The following is a 24,119-nucleotide window of genomic DNA, read 5'->3' as shown; positions in this document are numbered from 1 at the left end:
ACGGCGGATCCCAGATTGCGAGTGACTATCATTCGCGATACTGGTTGAGACGTGCCACGCGGCGTTCCCCCCTAAGTCGGGCAGCGCGTTTTTTGCTCCTCCCGTCCCGGGTCAGGCGGCGCCGATCAGCACGACGATTCCCGCCACCCGTCGGACCCGCACCGGCAGAACCCGTTCGATGCCCGCAAGCGCCGCTTCCACCCGATCCGCCTCGAAGACCGCCGTCAGCGTCAGCCCGGCCACCGCCGCGCTGGTGATCAGGATGGGACCGCGATGATAACGTTCCAGCGTACGCGCCACCTCGCGCAGCGTCGCGCCACGGAACACCAGCCGCCCCTGGCGCCAGGCGCCGATATCAGCGGGATCGGCCGGCGGCATCCGGTGCAGGCGCGCACTATCGTAAGTCAGCCCCTCGCCGGCCCGCAGCATGGCCTCGCCGGCCGGGCAGCGGACCGCCAGTTCGCCGGTGGCGACCGTGACGGCGACGCCCTGCGGACCGATCCCGATGTCGAAGGCGCAACGCGCGGCCTGTACTTCACCCTCACCGGCGGCGACGATGAAGGGCTGCGCCGCCGGCGCTACGGTGAAGAAGCCGCGTCCTTCCAGCAACACCACGCGGCGCCGCGGCGGCACGATGTCGAGGGCCAGGGCGGAAGCGGCATCCAGTTCCGCCTGCGATCCGTCGGCCAGCTCCAGGTGCCGCCGCTCGCCGATGCGGGTGCTGACATCGGCCGAGAGCACCGCCGGCAGCCACCCGGCCCGGCTGCCGACCAGCCCGCCGGCCCCGAGCACCAGCGTCACCCCCGCCGCGATCGCCGCCGGGCGCCAGAGCGCGCGCCGGCCCAGGCGCGCCGGCACCGCCCCGGCCATCACCCTGCCGGCCTCCGGGCGCAACACCTCCACCACGTCCCACAGATGCCGCAGCTCCGCCCAGGCGGCGCGATGCATGGGATCGGCGGCCAGCCAGGCACGGCAGCGGGCGCGATCGGCCTCGCTGGCGTCCCCGGCCCGCAACCGGACGAACCAGGCCAGCGCCTGTTCCTCGGCGATGACCTTGGGATCCTCGCTCACGGCCGGACTCCGGCCGCAACCACGATGGGGAAATCGAAGGGCGATGACATGCCCCTCAAGACGCCCCGCTCCGCCGTCACCCCTACGGCATCGGGGAGAATATTTGCGCGGGCAACGGTCCTGCCCCCGACCGGGCGGGGCGCCGGCCCCTGATGTCGGACGATCTGGACGCGCTGTTTCGCCTCTATGGCCCCGAACTGACCCGGCTCGCCCGCAATGGCCTGGGCAACCGGGAGGCGGCGGCCGATGCCGTGCAGGAGGTGTTCGCCCGGTATGCAGCGCTCGACGGACGCACGCGCACGGGCGAGACGATCGGCGCGGCACGGGCCTTCCTGCATCGCATGCTGCGCAACCGTATCATCGACACACAGCGGCAGGCGCTGCGCCATGGCGCGGGCGCACCCTCCGAGACGGTGCCCGACCTGCTGGCCGACCCGGCACCGGGCCCGTTCCGCCAGGCGCTCTCGGCCGAGGCCGCGACGGCGCTGCGCGCGGCGCTGGCGGCGATGCCGGCGCGCCCGCGCGAGGTGTTCATCCTGCACCGCTTCCACGGCCTCGGCTACGCCGAGATCGCCACCCGCCTCGGCATCGCGCGCAACACCGTGGAAATCCACATGGCGCGCGCGCTGGCGCTGCTGCGCGACCGGCTGCGGGACTTCGCCGACACCCCCCTTCCTTGACGTTGCATCGCAGGTCCAATGCCCAGTGAACCAAAGACCGGTACAGCCGGAATGAAACTGTCACGGGCCGGCTTCGTGTCCGGCCTGCTGGCCACGCTGCTGCCGGGCGGCGGGGCGGGCGCCGCGGAGGCGGACACCGTGACCGTCGCGCACGCGCACGGCCGCACCACGCTGCGGCGCCTGCCCGCACCGGTGCTGGTGTTCGATCTGGGCGCGCTCGATACGCTGGATGCGCTCGGCGTGCCGGTCGCCGGGGTGCCGGACTGGCGGATGCCGCCTGCCCTCGCCCGCTACCAGGCCCGCAGCTACGCGCGGATCGGCTCGCTGTTCGAGCCCGATTTCGAAGCCGTGGCGGCAGCGCGGCCGGGACTGGTCATCACCGGGCCGCGCATGCACGACAAATACGCCGCCCTCTCCACCATCGCCCCCACCATCGAGCTGTCGCTCGACCCCGGCGACTTCACCGGCAGCATGGAACGCAACGCCATCGCCCTCGGCCGTATCTTCGGCAAGGAGGAGGAGGTGGCAGCCCGGCTCGAACGGCTGCGCGCCACCACTGCTGCGGTGCGCGCGCGTGGCGAGGCGGCGGGCACGGCCCTGATCGTGCTGACCAGCGGTGGGCGGATCAGCGCCTATGGGCCAGGCTCGCGCTTCGGCATGCTCCACGACATGTTCGGGCTGCAGCCGGCCGATCCGGCGCTGCCGCCCGCCACGCACGGCCAGCCGGTCTCCCCCGAATACATCGCCCGCACCGATCCCGACTGGCTGTTCGTGGTGGACCGCGACACCGCGGTGGGCCGGCCGGGCCGGCCGGCCGCCGTCCTGCTCGACACGCCGCTGGTCGCGGCGACCAAGGCCGGGAAAGCCGGCCGGATCGTCTTCCTCGATCCCGTCCGGTTTTATTTGACCAGTGGTGGCCTCGCCAGCGAACAGGCGATCGTCGACGACATGGCCCACGTGCTGGGGGGCGCCTGAGGGTGCCGCGGCAACCGCCCGCCGGCCTGGAGAGCCTGCTGCCCGCCATCGCCGCGGTCTTCGTCTGTGCCGTCATCAGCGTCTGCATCGGCGTCGCGGACCTGCCGGAGCTGTGCGGCCCCGGCGGCGACACCGCGCGCCTGCTGATGCTGCTGACCACCAGCCGCGTCCCGCGCACGCTGGCGCTGATCTTCGCCGGCGCCGCAACGGCGGTGGCGGGGCTGATCCTGCAGATGATGGTACGCAACCGCTACGTGGAGCCGGCCATGGCCGGCACGGTCGAGGGCGCCTGCCTGGGCATGGTGCTGGTGATGCTGTTCGCGCCCGACCTGCCGGTCTGGGGCCGCATGCTGGTCGCCGCCGCCGGCGGCCTGGGGGCGACCCTGCTGTTCCTGGCGATCCTGGGGCGGATCCGGCTGCGCTCGATGCTGGTGGTGCCGCTGACCGGCATCGTGCTGAGCGGCATCATCGACGCCGCCACCACCTTCATCGCGTATCGCACCGACCTGATGCAGTCGCTGGTGGCGTGGCGCACCGGCGATTTCTCCCAGGTGCTGGCCGGGCGCTACGAATTGCTGTGGATCGCCGGCGCGCTGACCCTGCTCGCCGCCGCCATGGCCGACCGCTTCACCGTGGCCGGCCTCGGCCGTGACACCGCGATCGGCCTGGGTGTGGACCATCGCCGGGTGGTGGGGATGGGCCTGCTCATCGTCGCCGGGGTCTCGGCCAGCGTGGTCGTCACCGTCGGCATCATCCCCTTCCTCGGGTTGGTGGTGCCCAATGTCATCGCCCTGCTGGTCGGCGACAACCTGCGCCGGTCGGTGCCGCTGGTGGCGCTGCTCGGGGCGGGCACCGCGCTGGCCTGCGACATCACCGGCCGCCTGATCCGTTTTCCCTACGAAATCCCGATCGGCGTGGTGATCGGCAGCCTCGGCGCCGCCGCCTTCCTGTGGCTGCTGGCGCGCGAACGCCGGCACCTGGGATGACGGCGATGCAACGACGCTGCCTGCGCGTGCTGGCGCTGCTGGCCGTGCTGACCCTGCTGGCGATCGCGGCCTTCATGACCGTCGGCGCGCGGGGCGACTGGGGATTCGTGCTGGCCTTCCGCGGCGCCAAGGTGCTGGCCCTGCTGCTGGTGGGCGGCGCCGTCGGGGTGGCGACGGTGCTGTTCCAGACCGTGACCGGCAACCGCATCCTGACCCCCTCGGTGATGGGATTCGACGCCCTGTTCGTGCTGGTGCAGACCACGACCATCCACCTGGCCGGCAACATCGGAACGTTGCCGCGCGAAGCCGGGTTCGTGCTGCAGGCCACGCTGATGGTGGCGCTGTCGGCCCTGCTCTATGGCCGGATGTTCCGGGGCGAAGCGCACGGCCTGCACATCATGGTGCTGGCGGGGATCGGGCTCGGCACGCTGTTCCGCGCCCTGACCGCGCTGCTGCAGCGGATGCTGGACCCGGCCGCCTTCGCCGTGCTGCAGGGTCGGCTGTTCGCCGATTTCAACCGTGCCGAACTGGATCTGCTGGCCGTGGCCGCGCTGGCGATGGCGGCGACCGGCGTGATGGCGTTGCGGGACCTGCACCGCTTCGACGTGATCGCGCTCGGGCGCGAGCCGGCGATCGGCCTCGGCGTGGAGTACCGGCCGGCGGTGAGGCGCATGCTGGGCATGGTCGCCGTGCTGGTCGCGGTGCCGACCGCGCTGGTCGGGCCGATCGGCTTCCTCGGGCTGCTGGTGGCCAATCTCGCCTACCGGATCATGCCCTCGTCCCGCCACGCCGTGGTGCTGCCGGCGGCGGCCCTGCTGGGCATGCTGGCGCTGCTGCTCGGCCAACTGGTGCTGGAGCGGGTGCTGGGCCTCGGCGCCGCGCTGAGCATCGTCATCGAATTCGCCGGCGGGGTGCTGTTCCTGCTGCTGCTGTTGCGTGGAGCCCGGGGATGATCGAGATCACCGACGTCACCAAGACCTATGGTGGCACGCCCGTCGTCGATGCCGTTTCGCTACGGCTGCCTCCGGGCGGCGTCACGTCCCTGATCGGGCCGAACGGCGCGGGCAAGTCCACCCTGCTGGCGATGATCGGGCGGCTGACCTCCCCCGACCGCGGCACGATCCGCGTCGGCGGGCTGGATGTCGCGCGCACGCCGGGGGCGATACTGGCGAAACGCCTGGCGATCATGCGCCAGGACACCCACGTGACCATGCGCCTGACCGTGCGCGACCTGGTGGCGTTCGGGCGCTATCCACATTGCCGCGGCCGGCTGCGCGCCGAGGATCAGGAACAGGTGGAGGCGGCGCTGCGGCTGCTGGAGCTGGAAGAGCTGGCGGACCGGTTCCTCGACCTGCTTTCGGGCGGGCAACGCCAGCGTGCCTTCATCGCCATGGCGCTGTGCCAGGGCACCGATCACGTGCTGCTGGACGAGCCGCTGAATAACCTCGATCCGCGCCATGCGGCGGCGCTGATGCGGCTGGTGCGGCGGCTGGCCGACAGCTCCGGCCGCAGCTTCGTGCTGGTGCTGCACGACATCAACCTCGCCTCCTGCTGGTCGGACGCGCTGGTGGCGATGCGGCGGGGCCGGGTGGTGCTGCACGCCACCCCGGCCGAGGTGATGCGGCCGGAGGTGCTGCGGACAGTGTTCGACACCGACATGGAGGTGCACGAGGTCAGCGGCCGCCGGCTCGCCTTCCACGCGCCGGAATAAGCCGGCGCCGCGGGCCGGTCAGCGCTGGCAGGGCGGGCGTTCGGAGGGACTGTAATTGCTGAAATGCCCCTGGCAATCGGCGCAGGCGCGGGCCCGCTGCACCAGGCCGGGCGTCTTCATGTCCGGCGCGACGCGCGAGAGAAGCTGCTCCAGCGCGGTACCGCCGCATTCCGGACAGGTCGGGACCTCGGATCCGATGACCAGCGTCTCGAAATCGATGTCGCAGGCAGTGCAATGGAAACCGTACAACGGCATCGGCGGCGCTCTCCTGTTAAACCTCGGGCCTGGGGGGTGGACCCAGGCCGGATTTTACGCCGGAGCGGCGCGGGAGAGGTGCCGTTCAGGCGAACAACCTGCCCAGATCAGTGCTGTGCACCCCGACCAGCCCGACATGCGAGCCGTCGGTCAGGTGCACCGAGGTCCCCGCCGCGGCGTCGGCGACCCAGGCCACGCCGGCGGTGCCGGAGCCATAGCCGGCGAGGTGCAGGTGATCGGTGCCGGCCTTGAAATTGTAGATCACGGCGGTGTCGATCGAGGCATCCCGGGTCAGGGTGAACAGGTCGGTGCCCCCGCCGGCCGTCGCCGTCACGTGGCCGGCGATCTTCACGGCGCTGCCGCCGTTGCCGAGCGTGGCCTCGGTCGTGCCGCCCCTGAGATTGAGCGTCGCCTTGCCGGCGCCGCCGCCGACGAAGACGAGGTGCCCGGTGCCGCCGTTGACGGTGGTGTTGCCGGCGGTGACCCTGATCGTGTCGGTGCCCTTGGCATTCACCGTGGCGCTGCCGGTGATGTTCACCGTGTTCCGCGTGCCCGGCTGCGTGGTCACGGTCCTGCCGCCGGCGACGTTGATGACGTGGGATCCGGATGGGGCCGCAGCGGTGCCGGGGCTGGCAGGGGAAGCGGCGGCGGGAGTGCCGCCAGAACTTGTTGCGCGGCCACTGCCCTGGCCGCCGACCTCGATGATCAGCGGGTGGTCGGTGACGCCCAGCCTGACGGAGCTGACATTGCTCAGTGTCTGCACCGCGTTGCTGCCCCGCACCGGGTCGTACACCTTCACGCTGCCATAGGTGCCGCCGAGATTGACGGTGACGTTCTGTGTCGGCGCCGTGCCGGCATGGCCGCCCGTGAAGACACTGGCATTGGCCCAGACGGCGATGTCGTAGACGCCGCCGCTCTTCTGCATGAGCAGCGTCTGGCCGTTCGATCCCAACCCGGAGACGGAGTAATTGAGCGAACCGGGCGCGAACCCGCCGGCATTCGCGCCGCTGTCGCCGAGCACCGACATCATGTTGCGCAGGTAGGTGGCCGCCGCCTTCGGCGTGCCGTTGGCATTGAACAGGCCCCAATGGTCCTCGAAGGCGATGCCCTGCGCGGCATAGCCCATGTTCTCGTCGAACAGCTCGTAGAGGTTGGTGAGCTTGCAGCCGGCCTTGAACGCGTTCAGCGCCAGATCCAGCGTGTAGACGCCGTTCGCGTGCGCCGATCCCAGATAATTGGTGCTGCCGTCATTGAGATCGTTGAAGCCGGTCTCGGTGATGGCGAAGGGCTTGCCCGGGGTGTAGCCGGTTTCGTCGCGGATCACGCCGGGCATCTCGGTCGCCGGCGAATTGCCGTTGTGCTGGTAGAAATGGACGTTGCCGAGCTCGGTGATGCCGTTCAGGCTGAGACCGAGCGAGCGCGCGGCCGACACGGCGGGACTGCTGGCGTTGCCATTGGCGGGATTGGCCAGGCTGAACAGCGCCACGTCGGTCTTGCTGGCGAAGGTGTTGTAGAGATCCTGCTGCCACTTCACGGCAGCCTGCCAGCCGGCATAGGTCTGGCCGTTCAGGGCCGTATAGGAACCGGTCCTGACCAGACCCCAGCCCACGTTGTCGACTTCCAGCGGGCCTTCGACCATGCGCACATAGCCGGCGTTCACCAGCGGCCGCAGCGCGTCGATGGCGCCGCTCGCGCTGTTGGCGCCCTGGTTGTAGGCGACATAGACATCGAGCTTGTAGCCGAGCCGGCCGAGGGTCGCGAGATCGGAACTGGCCCAGGTCTCGTCGCGCACCACGCCAACGCCCGTGCCGATGCCCTTGGGGTTCAGGTAGGCGAGCGCGTTCTGCAGCGTCGTCATGTTGCCGTAAGGACGGCCCCCGCCACCGTGACCCATGTGGATCTGAACGCTGATGGAACGAGTGAAGTCGGCAGCTCTCACGGCCTGAGTCGGCATGGGTCGGCTCCTGGTCTGGGGCCGGCGCGGACGCACCGGCGAATGGATTGCGTGGTGGCCCGCTTCCGTGGCCCCGCCGGCGCTGTGTTTTCGGCGCACGGGGATCGGCGGGTCGCGTCGGGTGCGACCGCGGGCAGGCCTCGCGCGGCGGTCAGCCGCGCGGCGCCGGGTGGGAAATCGGCGGTTCCGGATCGGAGGCGCACGCGGTCACGTCGCGCCCCGCAGATGGATGCCGGACCGAAATCGTCCTGACCTTTTCTGATGTCGCCGGGCGCTCCGGCGCCCGTTCCCTGACCAACTCCGGTGTGGTCTAGTCAGAAATTCTCATCGCGCGTCCTTGTCATCTCGGCGAAAGCCGCCGGGAACCCGAGGGCGAGCCCGGTCACGTCCGGGCTTGTTCAACGGCGACCGGCCTGCGGAGGGCCCGGTCGGTATGCGGTGGTGAAGCGGTCCGGCAGGATGCTGGTGCGCTTCTGCATGGGGAGATCATCTACCCGAAGTTGCAGCCACGTCAACCCAAATTTTCACGTATTCGTGAGTCCAGGGGTTCCCCGGGAAAATTCTGATCAATTCAACGAGAGTTGAGCAGAATATTTGATGTCGTTTCAACCGAACTGGCTCGCCTTTATTAAATAACGAGCCCGGAATAACTGATATGAGACCTCACTTTTTCTGCAATGAACTCGCAGGTCTCACTTGATTGATTGTTCCGAGGGCCGGATCTGTGCAGGATTGCACGCGTTCGCCGCAAAGATGCGACTTCCGATGCCATCGCGGAGCACCGATCCTGGACACATCGCTGTCCGTGCCGGCGGTTCGCCATGCGCAGACGTTTGGATGAGGGCTGGGCGCGCGGACAAGGCGGCGCCCCGGCAAGGCCGGGGATGGGGGCTGCCGCCACAGGGACGCAGGAGGTGCCGTGAAAGTTGTCATCGTCGCCAACGCCTACCCCCCGCATGTCGTCGGCGGAGCCGAACTGGTCGCCGCCTATCTGGCGGAAGGGCTGGCGCAACGCGGCGACGAGGTCACCGTCGTCAGCACCTGCAGCGCGGCCGAAGGCAGCACCGAGGAGATGCTGAACGGCGTTCACGTGCTGCGCTTTTTTCCACGGAATCTCTGGTGGAACCTGGAACGCTTCGCCGCGGGCGACCGCCGCTCCCTGCCGGCGCGGCTGGCCTGGAACCTGCGCGACAGCTGGAATCCCGACAGCGCCGGCAAATTCGCCGCCGTGCTCGCGCGCGTGCGGCCGGACATCGTGCACACCCACAACCTCAAGGGCCTGTCACCGAGCCTGTGGCGCGAAGCGGCACGATTGCGCATTCCGATCGTACACACCACGCATGATTACTGGCTGTTGTGCGCCCGCGGCACGATGCTGCGGCGCGACGGCGGCGCCTGCACGCGACGTTGCCTGTCCTGCGAGGCCTATGGACGCTGGTACGCGGCCTGCGCGCGCCCCATCGACGTGCTGTGCAGCCCCTCGCGCTTCGTACTCGAACGCCACCTCGCACATGGCTTCGGCCAGGGCCGGCGCACCGAAGTGATCGCCAACGGTATCCCGCTGGCGCCACGCCCGCGCCCGACCCGCTCCGCCGACGCCCCGTTGCGCGTTCTGTACATCGGACAGTTGCGCCGCGAGAAAGGGGTGCAAGTGCTGCTGGCGGCATTGCCGCTGCTGCGCGGCGACGTCGTTATCGACATCGCCGGCAGCGGCGAACTGGAAGCCGAGGTCACGGCAGCGGCGGCGCGCCACACGCGGCTGCGCGTCCATGGCTATGTCACCGGCCCGGCCAAGGCGGCGCTGCTGGCGGCGGCGGATGTGCTGGCATTTCCCTCGATCTGGTCGGAGAACGCGCCGATCGCGATCGTCGAGGCGCTGCTGCACGGCATGCCGGTCGTCGGCAGCGATCTCGGCGCAATCCCGGAATTCGTGCAGCCGCGCGGGGCGGACGCCAACGGGCTGCTGTTCCCCATGGGGGATGCGGCCGGCCTTGCCGCCGCGCTGGACCGGCTGGCCGCGAACCGGGCCTTGCTGGCCGCCCTGTCCGCCGGGGCCAGCCGGCAGGCACCCCGCTACACCGCCGGCACGATGGTGCAGTCGTATCGCCGGCTCTACGCCACCCTGGCCCATGCCGGCGCCGAGGCCGTCGAGAAAGTCGCATGAACCAGATCCCCTCCCCGCCGCCCGGCCGGATCCTGCCGCCGCGGCGCATCCTGTGGACCATGCCCTATGTGCCCTGGCCCACCACCAATGGTGGCAAGGTGAAGGGGTATGCGCTGCTGCGGCAGATGGCCGCGCGCGGCCATGCGATCACGCTGCTGTGCCTGACGAAAGAAATGCCGGACGAGGCCGCGCGCGCGCATCTGGAATCCTTCCTCGACGAGCTGATCGTGCTGCCGCGCCGCCCGCGCGCGAGCCCCGGACGGTTGCTGCGGGCGGCGTTGTCGCTCGGGCGGCCGACGGTGGCGACCATCAATGGCTGCGATCCCAATTACAGCCGGATGTTCGACACCCTGCTGCAGCGCGATTTCGATATCGTCCAGATCGAGCACAGCTACGCCTTCGAACCTTTCGATGCCCCGTTGCGCCGGCGCGGCGTGCCGTTCCTGCTCAATGAACACAACGTGGAATCGCAGGTGGTGCACGAGCAGTACCGGCGCCTGCCTTCGTGGCTGCGCCCGCTCGCACGCCTGGACGCGGCACGGGCCCGCATCTGGGAACGACAGGTGCTGCGGCGGGCGGCCTGCGTCATCGCCTGTTCGGAAACCGACCGGGACGCCTTCGCGGCGGTGGGGGCGCACGCGGTGCTGCTGCCGCACGGCATCGACCTGGCGCCCTTCGCCACTGTCCGTCGCGATGCCTCGGCGCGTCGCGTCGTGTTCCTGGGAAACTACGAATACGCCCCCAACGTCGATGCCGTGCATTGGCTGTGCGAGGCGATCATGCCGGAGCTGTGGCGGACGGAACCGCAGGCGCGGCTCGCGGTTTACGGCCATGCCATGCCGCAGGAGTGGCGCCGGCGCTGGGCCGATGCACGGCTGGAATTCCATGGCTATGCCGCGAGCGTCGCCGAGGTCCACGCCGCCAGCTCGGTGTTCGTGGCGCCGCTGCGCTCGGGTGGCGGATCCAAGCTGAAGGTGCTGGAGGCGATGGCCTCGGCAATGCCGATCGTGGCCACGCGGGAAGCGCTGACCGGACTGGCCCTGCGCGACAGCGTGGATGTGCTGTGTGGCGAAACCGCGGACGAGCTCGCGGATGGTCTGGCGCGGTGCCTGCACCAGCCGGCGATGGCGACGCGGCTGGGCGAGAACGCCCGCGCGGTGGCGCTGGCCGAACATGACTGGCAGGCCGTCGGCAGCGCGCTGGAGCGGATCCACGCAACCTGCCTGTGCCCGCCTACGGAGACCGCCACGCGGTGATGAACGCATGAGACAGGCCAGCTTCCCGGGCGGGATCACCGTCATCGATGACGCCGGCGCACCCCCTTCCCCGGCGGACGCGGCGCCGGTGGCCTACCACATCGGGGGCCGGCTCGGCCTGGGCGTGGCCGCGCTCTTCGCCGTGATGATCGGGGCGGCGCTGCTCTATCCGGTGGCGCTGCCGGGCGCGGGCGGCGTGCGCACGACCGATGCCGTCAACCTGCTCTGTGCCGCCAACCTGCTGGTGGACGTCATCCTGCACCGGCCGTTCCACCGCTCGATCCGTACCATCGGCGTGATCATCGCCCTGTCCTATTCCTGGCTCGCGGTGGAATATCTGGTGGGCGGGCAGCCTTACGCTGAAAGCCGGCTCACCAACATCCTGTTCCGCTGGCTGACCGGATTGTTCACTGCCTACTGGCTGGCCTCGCGCATGTCCGATCCGCGGCTGCGCCCATGGGTGGCCGCGGGCATGCTGCTGGGGGCCACGGTCGCGCTGATCTCGCTGATCGTCGATCCGCTCGGCGGCGATCCCAACGCGCTGCACCAGGCCACCAAGGTCTGGGAAGGCGACAACGTGCGCGGCTATGGCATCTTCACCCATCCCAATGCCGCCTCGCCCTCGATCCTGTTCCTGGTGCCGTTGCTGCTCGGGCTGATCGGCGAGGGTCGCCTGCCACTCGCCGCCATGTCCGGGGCCCTGGTGGCGAGCTACTTCGTGCTCGACATCACCCAGACCCGTTCCACCGCGATCATCACCCTCGTGCTGTGCGGCCTGCTTCTGTACAAGCGGATCCGTTCAAAGGCGACGGCATGGCTGCTGGGAATCGGCGCCGCCTTCTACGCGGCGCTGCTGGCGCTGGCGATCATGTCGTCCAGGCCGACACTGAACGGCGGCACCGACGACCTGCTGGCCCGGCTGATGAACACGCGCGAGGCCGCCTCCAACGCGGATGGCCGCTTCACCACGATCCTGGCCTCGCTGCAGCTCACGCTCGAGCACCCGCTCGGCATGGCCTCCACCTACATGCAGCCGCTGTTCGACATGACCGGCTATACCGCGACCCATAATGCCTTCCTCGAATTGTCGCTGCTCGCCGGCGCACCGCTGATGCTGTTCGTCGCCTGGCGGCTCGGCCGGCTGGCCTGGGGCCTGGTGCGGGGCAACGCGATCGAGGCGTGGTGCGCGCTGTATCTGCTCGGCGTCTTCCAGTTCGAGAACCTGTTCGCGCAACCCCAGGTGGTACCGCTGTGCCTCTGGCTGGTCTGCACCCCGTCCTGGCGGAAGACGTCGTGAGCCTGCGCCCCCTGGGCCGGCGCGGCTTCACCGCCGGCGCCATCGCCGCCACCGCGCTGGGAAGCGTGGCCGCGTCCGCGCGCGCCGCCCCGGTCACCGCGGCACGGGCCGCCGACTTCATCCGCAGCATCGGCGTGCAGGTGCATCTGAACTACAATGCCCTGTGGGGGGCACCGCAATCGCCCTATGCGCGGCCGGAAACCGTGGAAGCTGCGCTGTCCTGGCTCAATCCGCAGGGCCTGGGTGTCACGCTGCTGCGCGACACCTTGTTCTATGCGGTCGGGGCCCGGTATTTCGACCAGGTGCGGCAACTGGGGAAGCTCGGCTACCGGTGGGATATCTATATCGGCTACGATGCCGACAATCCCGTGCACGGGCCGCAATTCGATCTGATCGAGCGGCTGCTCCGGGATGGGGCGATGGCCTTCGTGGAAGGCTGCCTGGAAGTCGACAATGCCGGCTGGGGGCTGCAGGCGCGGTCCATTGCCTACCAGGGTGCGGATGGCGGACGCCATGCCGGCTGGCGCGCGGTGATCGCCGCCCAGCGGGACCTGCATGAGCGCTTCCACGGCCGCATCCCGGTGGCGCTGTGGAGCCTCGCGGATCCGGCCAATGGCCGCGCCAACGGTCCTGCAGCGACCACCGCCGGGGCGATGGGAACCAGCGTGGCGGCGCTCGCCGATTACGGCAACGTGCATTTCTACCAGCACCATGGCCGCTCGCCGGGCGACCCGGATGGCGGCGAACTGGCCGGCATCATCCGCGCCGAGACCGACTATGCGCCCGACCTGCCCTTCGTCATCACAGAGACCGGCTTCGTCGACATCTTCGACGACCGCACCGGATACTACGGCACCCGCGAGGTGAATGCGGCCTACACGTTGCGACTTCTGCTCGGGGCGTTCCAGGCCGGCAGTATCGCGACCGTGATCTACCAGTTGTTCGACGAAGCCATGGACCATGCGGACGACATGGCCTTCGAGAATCACTGGGGATTGTTCACCGCCCGGGGCGAGCCGAAGCCGGCGGCGACGGCGCTGCGCCATCTCGCCATGGTGCTCGGCGATGCCGGCCCCGACGCCACCGGCTTCGCCCCCTCGGACCTGGCGTATCGCCTGCACGGCCTGCCGCCCGGCGGGCGTTCGCTTCTGTTACAGAAATCCGATGGCCGTTTCGCTCTGGTCGTCTGGTCGGAGGACAGCCTGTTGCGCGGCAGGCAGAGCCTTCCCCCGCCCCTCTGCCGCCTCGAACTGGAGCTGGAGATGGCCTTTCCTGCGGTGCGGATCTTCGATCCCCTGGCATCACCGCTGCCGCGCCGGCAGGACCGGGATCGGGATCGCATCGACCTGACGCTCGGAGCAGCCCCACTGGTGATCGAGCTCTCCCCGCCGTTGCGCAGCCGTCGCCCCTGATCATCCGCCACACGGCATGCAGGAAGTTTCCGCAATGAATTCTGTGCGACCGGTGCGGGCCGTGTGGGCACGCTCATCGCCGCCAGCGTCACCGATCACAACGATGCGCGCATGTCGCGCAAACGTGCATTCAGTTGGTGCAGGAATCATCATGGGATCTCTCCCCTCCGGTTTTATAGTATTTCTCTTGAAGTTCTCGCATTAGTGGATGGTGGTGAGCTTGGCCGCCCCATCGCCCAGGGAGAAAATCGCAGTGCTGGACAGGAAAGACCGGATGGCAGGAACCGCCGTTCCGCCCGGTGGACTGGAGCGTCCATGTTGATCCCCGCCTCATGTGCCCCCATCCGGCTTTCCCCGGTTGCCGACAGGCAATCGACCTTCACAGGAACGCCGTCAGGCGGAACGTTGCGATGACCCGACCACGAACAGTGCATGCGGGTGTAGCGCAATATGCGGCGCAGGCGCCGGATGCGATCGCGTTGCTGACCGGCGATGACGGCATCAGCTATGGCTGCCTGGATGCGCAGGCAAACCGTCTCGCGCGCTGGCTGGAAAGTCGTGGCGTCGCGCCGGGCAGCTTCGTCGCCACGCTGCTGCCGCGCTCGCCCGAGGCGGTCACGACGTTCCTGGCCATTCTCAAAACCGGCGCGGCCTTCGTGCCGCTCGATGCCGGATATCCCGCCGAGTTGCTCCGCTTCATCCTGCAGGACAGCGCACCCGCCCTGGTGATCGCCGATCCCGCGCTGCTGCAGGAGGTCGGCGGTACCGCAGAATGGAGGGCCCCGATCATCACCACGCCGGCGGCCTTCGCCGCATCGGCGCAGCTCGACGCCGGGCCGCTGCCCGATCGCGGCACGGGCGACGACGTCGCCTACATGATGTACACTTCGGGATCCACCGGCCGACCGAAAGGTGTGCTGACACCGCATCGCGGCATCTTGCGGCTCTGCATCGACAACGGCTTCGCCGCCTTCGGCGCCGACGAGGTGTTCCTGCAACTGGCGCCGCTCGCCTTCGATGCGGCGACGCTGGAGATCTGGGCCTGCCTGCTGAACGGTGCGCGCCTGGCCTTCGTCGCCGGCGCGAAGCCGTCGCTGGACGAAATCGGCGCGGCCATCGCGCGGCACGGCGTGACCACCATGTGGATGACCTCCGGGCTGTTCCACCTGATGGTCGATCAGCGCCTGGACGCGCTGCGGCCGTTGCGGCGGCTGCTGGCCGGCGGCGACGTGCTGAGCCCCGAGCATTGCCGGCGCGTGGTCGCGGCCCTGCCGGGACTGACGCTGATCAACGGCTACGGGCCGACCGAGAACACCACCTTCACCTGCTGCCATGAAATTCCGCGCGATCTGCCACCCGGCCGGCCGGTGCCGATCGGCCGGCCGATCGCCGGCACGCAGTGCCATGTGCTGGATGACGCGCTGCGGCCAGTGCCTGACGGCGAGGAAGGGCAGCTTTGCGTCAGCGGTGAGGGAGTGGCACTTGGCTACTGGCGCCGGCCGGAGCTGACCGCGGAGAAATTCGTTCCGAACCTGTTTGGCCAGGACGGCGGCGAACGCCTGTATCTCACCGGCGACCTGGTACGCCGCCGCCCCGATGGCGTCATCGAGTTCATCGGCCGGATCGACGGACAGGTGAAGATCAACGGCCGGCGCATCGAGACCGGCGAGATCGAGGCCGTGCTGCGCCGGCACACAGCCGTGCATGATGCCGTGGTGACGGCACGCGACGAACCGGGCGGCAAGCGGCTGGTCGCCTACGTGGTGCCGCCGGTCGACGCCGCGGCGCTGAAGACCTGGCTGGCGGCGCAACTGCCGGACTGGATGCTGCCCTCGGCGATCGTCGGCCTTGCCATGATGCCGCTGACGCCGAACGGCAAGGTGGATCGCCGCGCTTTGCCCGCACCGCCTGCCGGGACCGCCGCATCGCCCTGGCAGGGGGTCACGGGTTCGCCGCTGGAAGGGCGCATCCGCGCGATCTGGCAGCGGGTCCTGCATACACAGAACGTGGAACTCACCGACAATTTCTTCGACCTAGGCGGGAGCTCTCTGCAGTTGATGGCGGTCCACGCGGAGCTTGTCCGTCATGTCTCGCCGGTGCTCGATGTCGTCACCCTGTTCCGCTTCCCCACCATTGCCGGCCTGGCCGCCCATCTGGCACAGGCGGATGGCGTCGGCCGTGCCAGCGTCGCCAACGACCGAGCCGCCCGTCAGACCGAGATGCTGAGGCGCCTGCGCGATCAGCGCACGAGGAGATCATCGTGACCTCCCAGTCGAACATGTCCAACGCCCACTCGCCCGGCGGCATCGCCATCATCGGCATGGCCGCCCGCCTGCCCGGAGCCGACGACGTCGCCGGCTTCTGGCGGAACCTGTGCGAAGGCGTCGATTCGATCGCGCATTTCTCCGAGGCCGAACTCGAGGACGCCTTCCCGGCCGAGATCCGCCGCTCTGCCAACTTCGTGCGGGCGCGTCCGATCCTGCCGGATGCCGACAAATTCGATGCCGGCTTCTTCGGCATGCAGGCCCGCGAGGCGGAGCTGACCGACCCGCAGCATCGCGTCTTCCTGGAAATCTGTTGGGAAGCGCTGGAGGATGCCGGCTGCGACCCCGCGCGCTTCGCCGGCGCCATCGGCGTCTTCGCCGGCGCCTCCATGCCGACCTATTTCCTCCACAACGTCCTCGCCGACCGCGGCGTCACCGAACGCTTCACCAGCGCCTACCAGGTGACCGAATATCCGCTGCTGCTCGGTGCCCTTCCCGATGTGCTGGCCACCCGCGTCGCCTACAAGCTGAACCTGCGCGGCCCGGCAATGACGGTGCAGTCGGCCTGCTCCACCTCGCTGCTCGCCGTCGCCCAGGCCTGCAAGAGCCTGCTGATGTTCGAAAGCGACATGGCGCTGGCCGGCGGCGTGTCGATCACCTTCCCGCAGAAGCGCGGCTACCTGCACCAGGAAGGCGGCATGGTCTCGGCCGACGGTCGCTGTCGCCCCTTCGACGCCGAGGCCAGCGGCACGGTGTTCGGCAGCGGCGCGGCGGTGGTGCTGTTGCGCCGCGTCGAGGACGCGATCGCCGCTGGCGACCACATCCATGCCGTCATCCGCGGCCATGCCGTCAACAACGACGGCAACGACAAGGTCGGCTTCACCGCCCCGAGCGTCGAGGGCCAGGTCTCGGTCATCGCCGCGGCTCAGGCGGTGGCCGGAGTCGAGCCGGAAGAAATCGGCTTTATTGAATGCCATGGTACCGCTACCCCCCTCGGTGACCCGATCGAGGTGGCAGCGCTGCGGCAGGCTTTCGCCACCGGGGCGCGAGGCGTCTGCGCGCTCGGCTCGACCAAGAGCAATGTCGGCCATCTCGATACCGCGGCGGGCGCCACCGGGCTGATCAAGGCGGCACTGGCGGTGCGGCACGGCGTCATCCCGCCAACCGTGCATTTCCACACGCCGAACCCGCGGATGGACCTTGGCAACAGCCCGTTCTTCGTCAACGATCAGGTCATTCCCTGGCCAAATCCGCCGCGACGGCGCGTCGCCGGCGTCTCCGCCCTGGGCGTGGGCGGCACCAACGTGCATGTGGTGCTCGAGGAGCCGCCGCTGCTGCCGCGCCCGGCCGATACGCGCCCGGCCCAGGTGCTGGTGCTGTCGGCGCGCAGCGAAGCGGCGCTTGCCTCCATGCGCAGCCGGCTGGCCGCGCATCTGCAGGCGTATCCCGAACTGAGCCTCGCCGATGTCGCCTTCACCCTGCAGACCGGACGGCGGGAATTCCCGCATCGCTGCGCCGTGGTGGCAGCAGATACGGCACAGGCCGCGGTGAAGCTGGCGGCACCGTCCGTCGCCACGACGCTCGCCCGGGCGACGCCGCCGCTCGCCTTCATGTTCCCCGGGCAGGGTGCCCAGTACCCCGGCATGGGGCGTGACCTCTATGCCCACGAACCCTGCTTCCGCCACGAGGTCGATGCCTGCGCCGCGATCCTGCAGCCAATCCTTGGCCAGGACATCCGTGACCTGCTGTATGGCGAAGCGAAGGGCGAGGACAATCCGCTGCTGGCCACGGTGCTGGCGCAGCCGGCGATCTTCGTCACGGAATACGCGCTGGCCCGCACGCTGATGGCGCAGGGGCTGCGGCCGGACGCCATGATCGGGCATTCGATCGGCGAGTTCGTCGCGGCCACGCTGGCCGGCGTGATGCGGCTGGAAGATGCGCTGGCGGTGATCGCCGCGCGCGGGCGGCTGATGCAGGACCTGCCGCGCGGCGGCATGCTGGCGGTGCGACTGCCGGAAGAGCAGGTGCTGGAGCTGCTCGGAACAGAGCTCGACCTCGCTGCCATCAACGGGCCGTCAGTCTGCGTCGTGGCGGGCCCGCTGGACGCGATCGCCACGCTGGAGGCCGAGCTGCAGCAGCGCGGAATCCTGGCACGGCGACTGCACACCAGCCACGCCTTCCACTCGCGCATGATGGATCCGGCGGTCGCGGGCCTGGCCGGGATGCTCCACGGCATTTCGCTGCGGACACCGCAGCTTCGCTATGTTTCCACCGTCACCGGGCAGTGGATCACCCCGGAAGAGGCGACATCTCCGGAGTACTGGGCCCGGCATTGCCGGGCGCCGGTGCGCTTCGCCGCCGCGCTGGCCACGCTGGCCGAGTGCGAAGCGCCGGCGCTGGTGGAAGTGGGGCCGGGCAAGGCGCTGACCACACTGGCGCTGCAGGCGCTGCCCGCCGGCCCGCAGCGCGTCGTGGTGGCATCGCTGCCCGATGCCACGCGGGAGGCAACCGACCACGCCTGCCTGAACGAGGCGCTGGGACGGCTGTGGATGGCGGGGCTCGCGCCCGACTGGGCGGCGCACCACGCCCCGGCGCCCCCGCAGCGTGTGCCGCTGCCGACCTATCCGTTCGAGCGCCGGCGCCACTGGATCGAGCCGCCGCGGCCGGGCGCCACCGCCAATGCCGTGTCCGTTCCCATGACGAATGCCGCTGAAAGCCACGATAAGCCGATGGAGATTGCGATGACCACTGCGGCCCTTTCGCCGGCCGATGCCCGCCCCGCGAAGGCCCGCGCCGAGTTGGTCGCCATCTTCGAGAAGCTCTCCGGCGAGGACCTGTCCACCGCCCCCGACGAGGCGTCCTTCCTGGAACTCGGCTTCGATTCGCTGATGCTGGGCCAGGCGGCGCAGCAGATCCAGGCCCGCTTCGCCATCCGGATCACCTTCCGGCAATTGCTCGGCGAATTCCCGAACCTGGCGGCCCTGTCGGCGCATGTGGCGCAGTCGCTGCCGCCGGAAACCGCGCCGGCAGCCACCCCCGTCGCCGTTCATGCCGCGACCGGGGGGGAGATGCCGGCGCCGGCGATCCCGTCCGTATCGCCGGCTGCCGGCACCCTGGAAGCGGTGGTGCAGGCGCAGTTGGACGCCATGCGCCGGTTGATGACCGACCAGCTCGCCCTGTTGCGTGGCCTGCCGGCATCCGCCACGGCGCACCCCGCCCCGCAGGCAGTGCCTGCCCCCTCGCCCCCGGCCGGTGGCGAGGAACTGCCCAGCCGCTTCTCGCTGTATCGTCCGGGCGCGCAGATCGGCGCGCAGCATGACCTGACCGCGGCCCAGCTTGCGCATATCGCCGACCTGACCGCGCGCTATACGGCGAAGACGGTGGGATCGAAGCGCCTGACACAGGAGTACCGCGACGTCCTGGCCGATCCGCGCGCTGCCGCGGGCTTCCGGGCGGAATGGAAGGAGATGGTCTATCCGATCGCCTCCGGGCGGTCCAAGGGCGCGAAGATCTGGGATGTCGACGGCAACGAGTATGTCGACCTGGTGAACGGCTACGGCCAGACCTGTTTCGGCCATGCGCCGGATTTCGTCGTCGACGCGGTCACGCGGCAATTGCAGGACGGCTTCGCCATCGGTCCGCAATCCGACATCTCCGGCGAGGTGGCGCGGCTGTTCTGCGAGATGACCGGCAACGAGCGCGCGACCTTCTGCAACACCGGCTCCGAGGCGGTGATGGCGGCGATACGGGTGGCGCGCTGCGTCACCGGCCGTGACAAGGTCGCTGTGTTCGGGGGCGCCTATCACGGGCAGTTCGACGAGGTGCTGGTGAAGGGTGCCCGGCGTGGCGCCCCGCCGCGGGCCCTGCCAGTGGCACCCGGCATTCCCGCCGGATCCGTGCAGAACATGGTCGTGCTGGCCTATGACGATCCGGAGAGCCTGGCCTGGGTACGCGCGCACGCGGGGGAACTCGCCGCGGTGATATGTGAAACCGTGCAGAGCCGCCACCCTGCGCTGCAGCCGCGCGACTTCCTGCAGGAGCTGCGCCGGATCACCGAGGACTCCGGCACCGCCCTGGTCTTCGACGAAGTGGTGACGGGATTCCGCATGCATCCGGGCGGCATGCAGGCGCTGTTCGGCATCCGTGCCGATCTTGCCACCTACGGCAAAGTGGTGGGTGGCGGCATGCCGGTGGGCGTACTCGCGGGCAGGCGCCGCTTCATGGACGCGCTCGACGGCGGCATGTGGCAGTACGGCGACGACTCGATCCCCGAGGTCGCGCCGACCTTCTTCGCCGGCACCTTCGTGCGCCATCCGCTGGTGCTGGCGGCGCTGAAGGCGGTGCTGCTGCACCTGAAGGAAGCCGGGCCGGAGTTGCAGGAACGCCTGACCGCGCGCACCGCCGCGCTGGTCGCCAGCCTGAACGACGCCCTGGCCGGGCGCGGCCTGCGCACGCGCATCGAAAACTTCGGCAGCATGTTCTACTTCGCCTTCGGCCAGGAAGACCGGCTCGGCAGCCTGCTCTACTATCACCTGCGCCTGCGTGGCATCCACATCGCCGAAGGCTTCCCCTGCTTCCTGACCACCGCCCATACCGAGGCCGATCTCGCGCGCATCGTCGACGCTTTCCGCGACAGCCTTGACGAGATGCTGGCGGCGGGGGCGATCACCGCGAAGGAAGCGCCACGCCTGAAATCGCTGGACGAGGCGCCGCTCACCGAACCGCAGACCGAGATATGGCTGGCCGCCCAGCTTGGCGATGACGCCTCCTGCAGCTTCAACGAATCGATCAGTCTGCGTCTCGACGGCACACTGGACGAAGCGGCGCTGGAAGCGGCGCTGGCCGACGTGGTGTCACGTCACGACGCGCTGCGGGCGCGCTTCCGTCCCGACGGGGAACGCATGCTGATCACGGCGACGCCTGCCCCGGCGTGGCGCCGCCACGATCTCTCGGCCCTGCCACCGGCGGAAGCCGGGCGGAAGCTGGACGAGCTGGTCATGCAGGATGCCGCCACGGCGTTCGACCTGGTGGCCGGGCCGCCGGTGCGGGCGCAGTTGGTGCGCCTGGCCGACGATGCACATGTCCTGGTGTTCACCGCGCATCACATCGTCTGCGATGGCTGGTCGATGAACGTCATCGCCGGCGAGCTCGCCGCCTGCTACGCGGCACGCAGCGCCGGCAAGGCACCGGCCTTGCCCTCCCCCCTGCCCTACAGCGTCCATGCCGCGCGGCAGGCGGTTGCCACGACGGCGAACGAAACAGCCGAACGCTACTGGATGGCGCAGTTCGCAACCCCCGTGCCGGAGCTCGAACTTCCGTCCGACCGTCCACGGCCGAACCGCAAGAGCTTCCGCGGCGCCACTTACCGGACCCACATCGACGCGGATCTGTACCAGGCGGTGAAGCGCGCGGGAGCGAAACGGGGCTGCACGCTGTTCGTCACCCTACTTGGTGCCTTCCAGTTGCTGATGGGCCGCCTTGCCGGACAGCGCGACGTGGTGGTGGCGATTCCCTCGGCGGGGCAGTCGCTGGTGGAGGACCAGATCCTGGTCGGCCATTGCGTCAACCTGCTGCCGCTGCGTGCCACCTGGCAGGCGGACACCAGCGCCGCCGCCTTCATGGCCACGCTGAAACAGACGGTGATGGCCGCCTACGAGCACCAGGGCTACACCTTCGGCACGCTGGTCCGCCGGCTGGACCTGCGGCGCGAGTTGAACCGGCTGCCGCTGACACAATTGCAGTTCAACCTGGAGAAGCTTGGCGAGGCAGCCGATTTTCCCGGCCTCGCCGTGCGGATCGCCCCCAATCCGAAGCGCTTCGTCAACTTCGACATCTTCCTCAATGTCATCGAATCGGATGCGGGGTTGCGCATCGACTGCGACTACAGCACCGACCTGTTCGACGAGGCCACCATTGCCCGCTGGATCGGACACTGGCGCGCGCTGCTGGCGGCGATCGCCGAGGATGCCGACCGGACGGTGGCCTCGCTGCCGATGATGGACGCGGCCACGCTGCAGCAACTGACCGAAGGTTGGAACCGCACTGCGGTCGCGCATGATCTCGATCGTGGCGTGCACGACCTGATCGCGGCGCAGGCGGCCGAAACCCCGGACCGGATCGCGGCCGGCTTCGGTGGGACCAGCCTGACCTACGCGGCACTCGACCGCCGCGCCAACCAGTTGGCACATCATCTGCGTGGCATTCTGCCCGCCGGCGAACAGCGCGTCGGCATCCTGGTGGAACGCTCACTCGACATGCTGGTGGCGTTGCTGGGCGTGCTGAAGGCCGGCTACGCCTATGTGCCGCTTGATCCCGGCCATCCCGAGGCGCGGCTGCGGCTGATCCTGGAACAGGCCCAGGTGGCCGGGGTGATCACCGATGACGCGGCGGCGGAGCCCCTGCTTCCGACCGGGGCACCCCTGATCCGGCTCGATCACGCCTGGGCGGAGATCGCGGCACGGCCCGGACATGCGCCCGGGGTGGAGGTACGTGGCGACGACCTCGCCTATGTCATCTTCACCTCCGGCTCCACCGGCACGCCGAAGGGCGTCGAGGTGCGGCACCGTTCGGTGGTGAACCTGCTGCTGTCGATGATCGCGCGGCCAGGCCTGCGGCCGGACGACGTGATGATGGCGGTCACCACGATTGCCTTCGACATTGCCGGCCTCGAGTTGTTCGCGCCGTTGGTGGTCGGGGCGCGGGTGGAGATCGCTGCTCACGCCGACGTGGTCGACGGCTTCGCCCTGTGCGAGCGGATGCGGGGGTGCAACGCCACCGTCATGCAGGCGACACCAAGCCTGTGGCAGATGCTGCTGGATGCGGGCTTCCGCCCGATAGCGGGGATGAAGCTGCTGTGCGGCGGCGAGAAGCTCTCGCGGTCCCTGGCCGACCGGCTGCTCGAGGACGGCGCCGAGCTGTGGAACATGTATGGGCCGACCGAAACCACGATCTGGTCCTCCACCGTTCGCATCCTGCCCGATGACGGCCCCGTCACCATCGGGCTGCCGATCGCCAATACCAGCTTCCATGTGGTGGACGACACCGGCGCGCTCGCGCCGGTCGGCGTGCCGGGGGAATTGTGGATCGGCGGCGAGGGACTTGCGCGCGGCTATCTCGACCGGCCCGCGCTGACCGCTGAGCGCTTCGTCACGGCATCCCCGGGCACGGCCCCGCCCACCCGCTTCTACCGTACCGGCGACGTGGCCCGGCGGCTGGCGGATGGGCGCGTGCAACTGCTCGGCCGCAATGACCAGCAGGTCAAGCTGCGCGGCTTCCGCATCGAGCTGGGCGAGATCGAGGAGGTACTGGCCCGCGTCGATGGCGTGCAGGCCTGCGCGGTGGCACTGCAGGAGGAATGGTCGCGACTGGTTGGCTACTGGGTGGAACGGCCCGGCACCGGGCTGACGCCGGAGCGGCTGCGCGCATCACTGGCCCGGCATCTGCCCGATTACATGGTGCCGGCGCTGTGGCTGCGGCTGGAGACCATGCCGCTGAACCCGAACGGCAAGATCGACCGGTGGGCGCTGAGGGCACCGGATGCGGGGCCACTGCCCGCGGCGGCGGAGCATGTGGAACCTGAAACCGAACTGCAGCGGCAACTGGCGACGATCTGGCAGGAGGTTCTGGGCCTCTCCCGCATCGGGCTCACCGACAACCTGCTCGATCTCGGGGCGGATTCGATCCATCTGTTCCAGATCGCGGCCCGCAGCATGCGCGCGGGCCTGGCGGTGACCGCAAGCCAGCTATTGCGCCATCCCACCATCGAGGCCCTGGCGCAGGTGGTCGCCCCGGCCGACGCCGCGGCCGCGCCGATCGTCACGCCGCTGCGCGGCCCTTCGCTGGGGCAGTTCCGGCGCGGGCCGCTGCAGACCGCGACCATCGAACCACTCGGCACTGCCGATTGAGCATATCGGAAGGCAGGGACATCCGATGATGACAGGTGACGCATGGGTCCGGCGGCCGGGGAATCGGTGCGGCCGGTCATCACCAGGGTTTGTTCCGGGTCGTCGCTCTGGACCGCATGGCTGCCCCAATCCGATCGCCTTTGAGCAATCGACGCTGGAGCGCACAAATCCCGAGCCAAAGTGCAAGATC

14 protein-coding genes are annotated in these 24,119 nt (G+C 69.5%); 11 read left to right on the top strand and 3 right to left on the bottom strand.

The features are described from left to right. Positions 1–111: 111 nt before the first annotated feature. Positions 112–1,071, bottom strand: a complete 960-nt coding sequence (locus NBY65_RS13535) for a FecR family protein (RefSeq protein ID WP_162530641.1) — start codon at positions 1,069–1,071, stop codon at positions 112–114. Positions 1,072–1,223: 152 nt separating this feature from the next. Here NBY65_RS13535 and NBY65_RS13530 point away from each other — a divergent pair, with 152 nt between their 5' ends. From NBY65_RS13530 to NBY65_RS13510, 5 genes are read left to right on the top strand one after another with little or no spacing between them, the layout of a single operon-like run. After that, positions 1,224–1,751, top strand: coding sequence for an RNA polymerase sigma factor (locus NBY65_RS13530; RefSeq protein ID WP_150042036.1), 528 nt, complete (start codon positions 1,224–1,226; stop codon positions 1,749–1,751). A gap of 51 nt (positions 1,752–1,802) precedes the next feature. Further along, complete coding sequence (locus NBY65_RS13525; RefSeq protein WP_150042037.1) at positions 1,803–2,726, top strand: siderophore ABC transporter substrate-binding protein; 924 nt, start codon at positions 1,803–1,805, stop codon at positions 2,724–2,726. Between the two features lie 2 nt (positions 2,727–2,728). Next, a complete protein-coding gene (locus tag NBY65_RS13520) occupies positions 2,729–3,712 on the top strand; it encodes an ABC transporter permease (protein WP_239002863.1) in 984 nt (327 codons plus the stop codon). A gap of 5 nt (positions 3,713–3,717) precedes the next feature. After that, positions 3,718–4,665, top strand: coding sequence for an iron chelate uptake ABC transporter family permease subunit (locus NBY65_RS13515; RefSeq protein ID WP_150042038.1), 948 nt, complete (start codon positions 3,718–3,720; stop codon positions 4,663–4,665). Then, positions 4,662–5,423, top strand: a complete 762-nt coding sequence (locus NBY65_RS13510) for an iron ABC transporter ATP-binding protein (RefSeq protein WP_150042039.1) — start codon at positions 4,662–4,664, stop codon at positions 5,421–5,423. The genes NBY65_RS13515 and NBY65_RS13510 overlap by 4 nt, the downstream gene beginning before the upstream one ends. 18 nt (positions 5,424–5,441) lie before the next feature. Here NBY65_RS13510 and NBY65_RS13505 read toward each other — a convergent pair whose 3' ends face one another. Both NBY65_RS13505 and NBY65_RS13500 read right to left on the bottom strand, forming a co-directional pair. Then, positions 5,442–5,678: an FmdB family zinc ribbon protein gene (locus NBY65_RS13505; RefSeq protein WP_150042040.1), complete on the bottom strand. Its 237-nt coding sequence runs from the start codon at positions 5,676–5,678 to the stop codon at positions 5,442–5,444. An 85-nt stretch (positions 5,679–5,763) separates the two neighbouring features. After that, on the bottom strand, positions 5,764–7,632 hold the full coding sequence (locus NBY65_RS13500; RefSeq protein ID WP_150042041.1) for a hypothetical protein: 1,869 nt from the start codon (positions 7,630–7,632) through the stop codon (positions 5,764–5,766). 919 nt (positions 7,633–8,551) lie between these two features. Here NBY65_RS13500 and NBY65_RS13495 point away from each other — a divergent pair. From NBY65_RS13495 to NBY65_RS13470, 6 genes are all read left to right on the top strand, one after another. Next, entirely contained in the window at positions 8,552–9,796 is a 1,245-nt protein-coding gene (locus NBY65_RS13495) for a glycosyltransferase family 4 protein (protein ID WP_150042043.1), read from the top strand. Then, positions 9,793–11,052: a glycosyltransferase family 4 protein gene (locus tag NBY65_RS13490; protein ID WP_150042045.1), complete on the top strand. Its 1,260-nt coding sequence runs from the start codon at positions 9,793–9,795 to the stop codon at positions 11,050–11,052. The genes NBY65_RS13495 and NBY65_RS13490 overlap by 4 nt, the downstream gene beginning before the upstream one ends. Positions 11,053–11,059: 7 nt before the next feature. Beyond that, complete coding sequence (locus tag NBY65_RS13485; RefSeq protein ID WP_150042047.1) at positions 11,060–12,349, top strand: O-antigen ligase family protein; 1,290 nt, start codon at positions 11,060–11,062, stop codon at positions 12,347–12,349. Then, on the top strand, positions 12,346–13,761 hold the full coding sequence (locus NBY65_RS13480) for a glycoside hydrolase family protein (RefSeq protein ID WP_150042048.1): 1,416 nt from the start codon (positions 12,346–12,348) through the stop codon (positions 13,759–13,761). Before NBY65_RS13485 ends, NBY65_RS13480 begins: the two co-directional genes overlap by 4 nt. Positions 13,762–14,171: 410 nt before the next feature. Next, positions 14,172–16,025 (top strand): non-ribosomal peptide synthetase, encoded by a 1,854-nt coding sequence (locus tag NBY65_RS13475; RefSeq protein ID WP_162530642.1) that lies wholly within the window; start codon positions 14,172–14,174, stop codon positions 16,023–16,025. Next, positions 16,022–23,929, top strand: coding sequence for a non-ribosomal peptide synthetase/type I polyketide synthase (locus NBY65_RS13470; protein ID WP_150042051.1), 7,908 nt, complete (start codon positions 16,022–16,024; stop codon positions 23,927–23,929). The genes NBY65_RS13475 and NBY65_RS13470 overlap by 4 nt, the downstream gene beginning before the upstream one ends. The last annotated feature ends 190 nt before the right edge of the window (positions 23,930–24,119 follow it).

The sequence above is a fragment of the Rhodovastum atsumiense genome (assembly GCF_937425535.1).
In the GTDB taxonomy this organism is placed as follows: Bacteria; Pseudomonadota; Alphaproteobacteria; order Acetobacterales; family Acetobacteraceae; genus Rhodovastum; species Rhodovastum atsumiense.
This window is presented reverse-complemented; position numbering and strand designations above follow the sequence as displayed.

Excerpts from the sequence above, each read along its gene's own strand:
- NBY65_RS13530 (WP_150042036.1), top strand. The coding sequence starts at position 1,224 with ATGTCGGACGATCTGGACGCGCTGTTTCGCCTCTATGGCCCCGAACTG.
- NBY65_RS13525 (WP_150042037.1), top strand. The coding sequence starts at position 1,803 with ATGAAACTGTCACGGGCCGGCTTCGTGTCCGGCCTGCTGGCCACGCTG.
- NBY65_RS13515 (WP_150042038.1), top strand. The coding sequence starts at position 3,718 with ATGCAACGACGCTGCCTGCGCGTGCTGGCGCTGCTGGCCGTGCTGACC.
- NBY65_RS13510 (WP_150042039.1), top strand. The coding sequence starts at position 4,662 with ATGATCGAGATCACCGACGTCACCAAGACCTATGGTGGCACGCCCGTC.
- NBY65_RS13505 (WP_150042040.1), bottom strand. The coding sequence starts at position 5,678 with ATGCCGTTGTACGGTTTCCATTGCACTGCCTGCGACATCGATTTCGAG.
- NBY65_RS13500 (WP_150042041.1), bottom strand. The coding sequence starts at position 7,632 with ATGCCGACTCAGGCCGTGAGAGCTGCCGACTTCACTCGTTCCATCAGC.
- NBY65_RS13490 (WP_150042045.1), top strand. The coding sequence starts at position 9,793 with ATGAACCAGATCCCCTCCCCGCCGCCCGGCCGGATCCTGCCGCCGCGG.
- NBY65_RS13485 (WP_150042047.1), top strand. The coding sequence starts at position 11,060 with ATGAGACAGGCCAGCTTCCCGGGCGGGATCACCGTCATCGATGACGCC.
- NBY65_RS13475 (WP_162530642.1), top strand. The coding sequence starts at position 14,172 with ATGACCCGACCACGAACAGTGCATGCGGGTGTAGCGCAATATGCGGCG.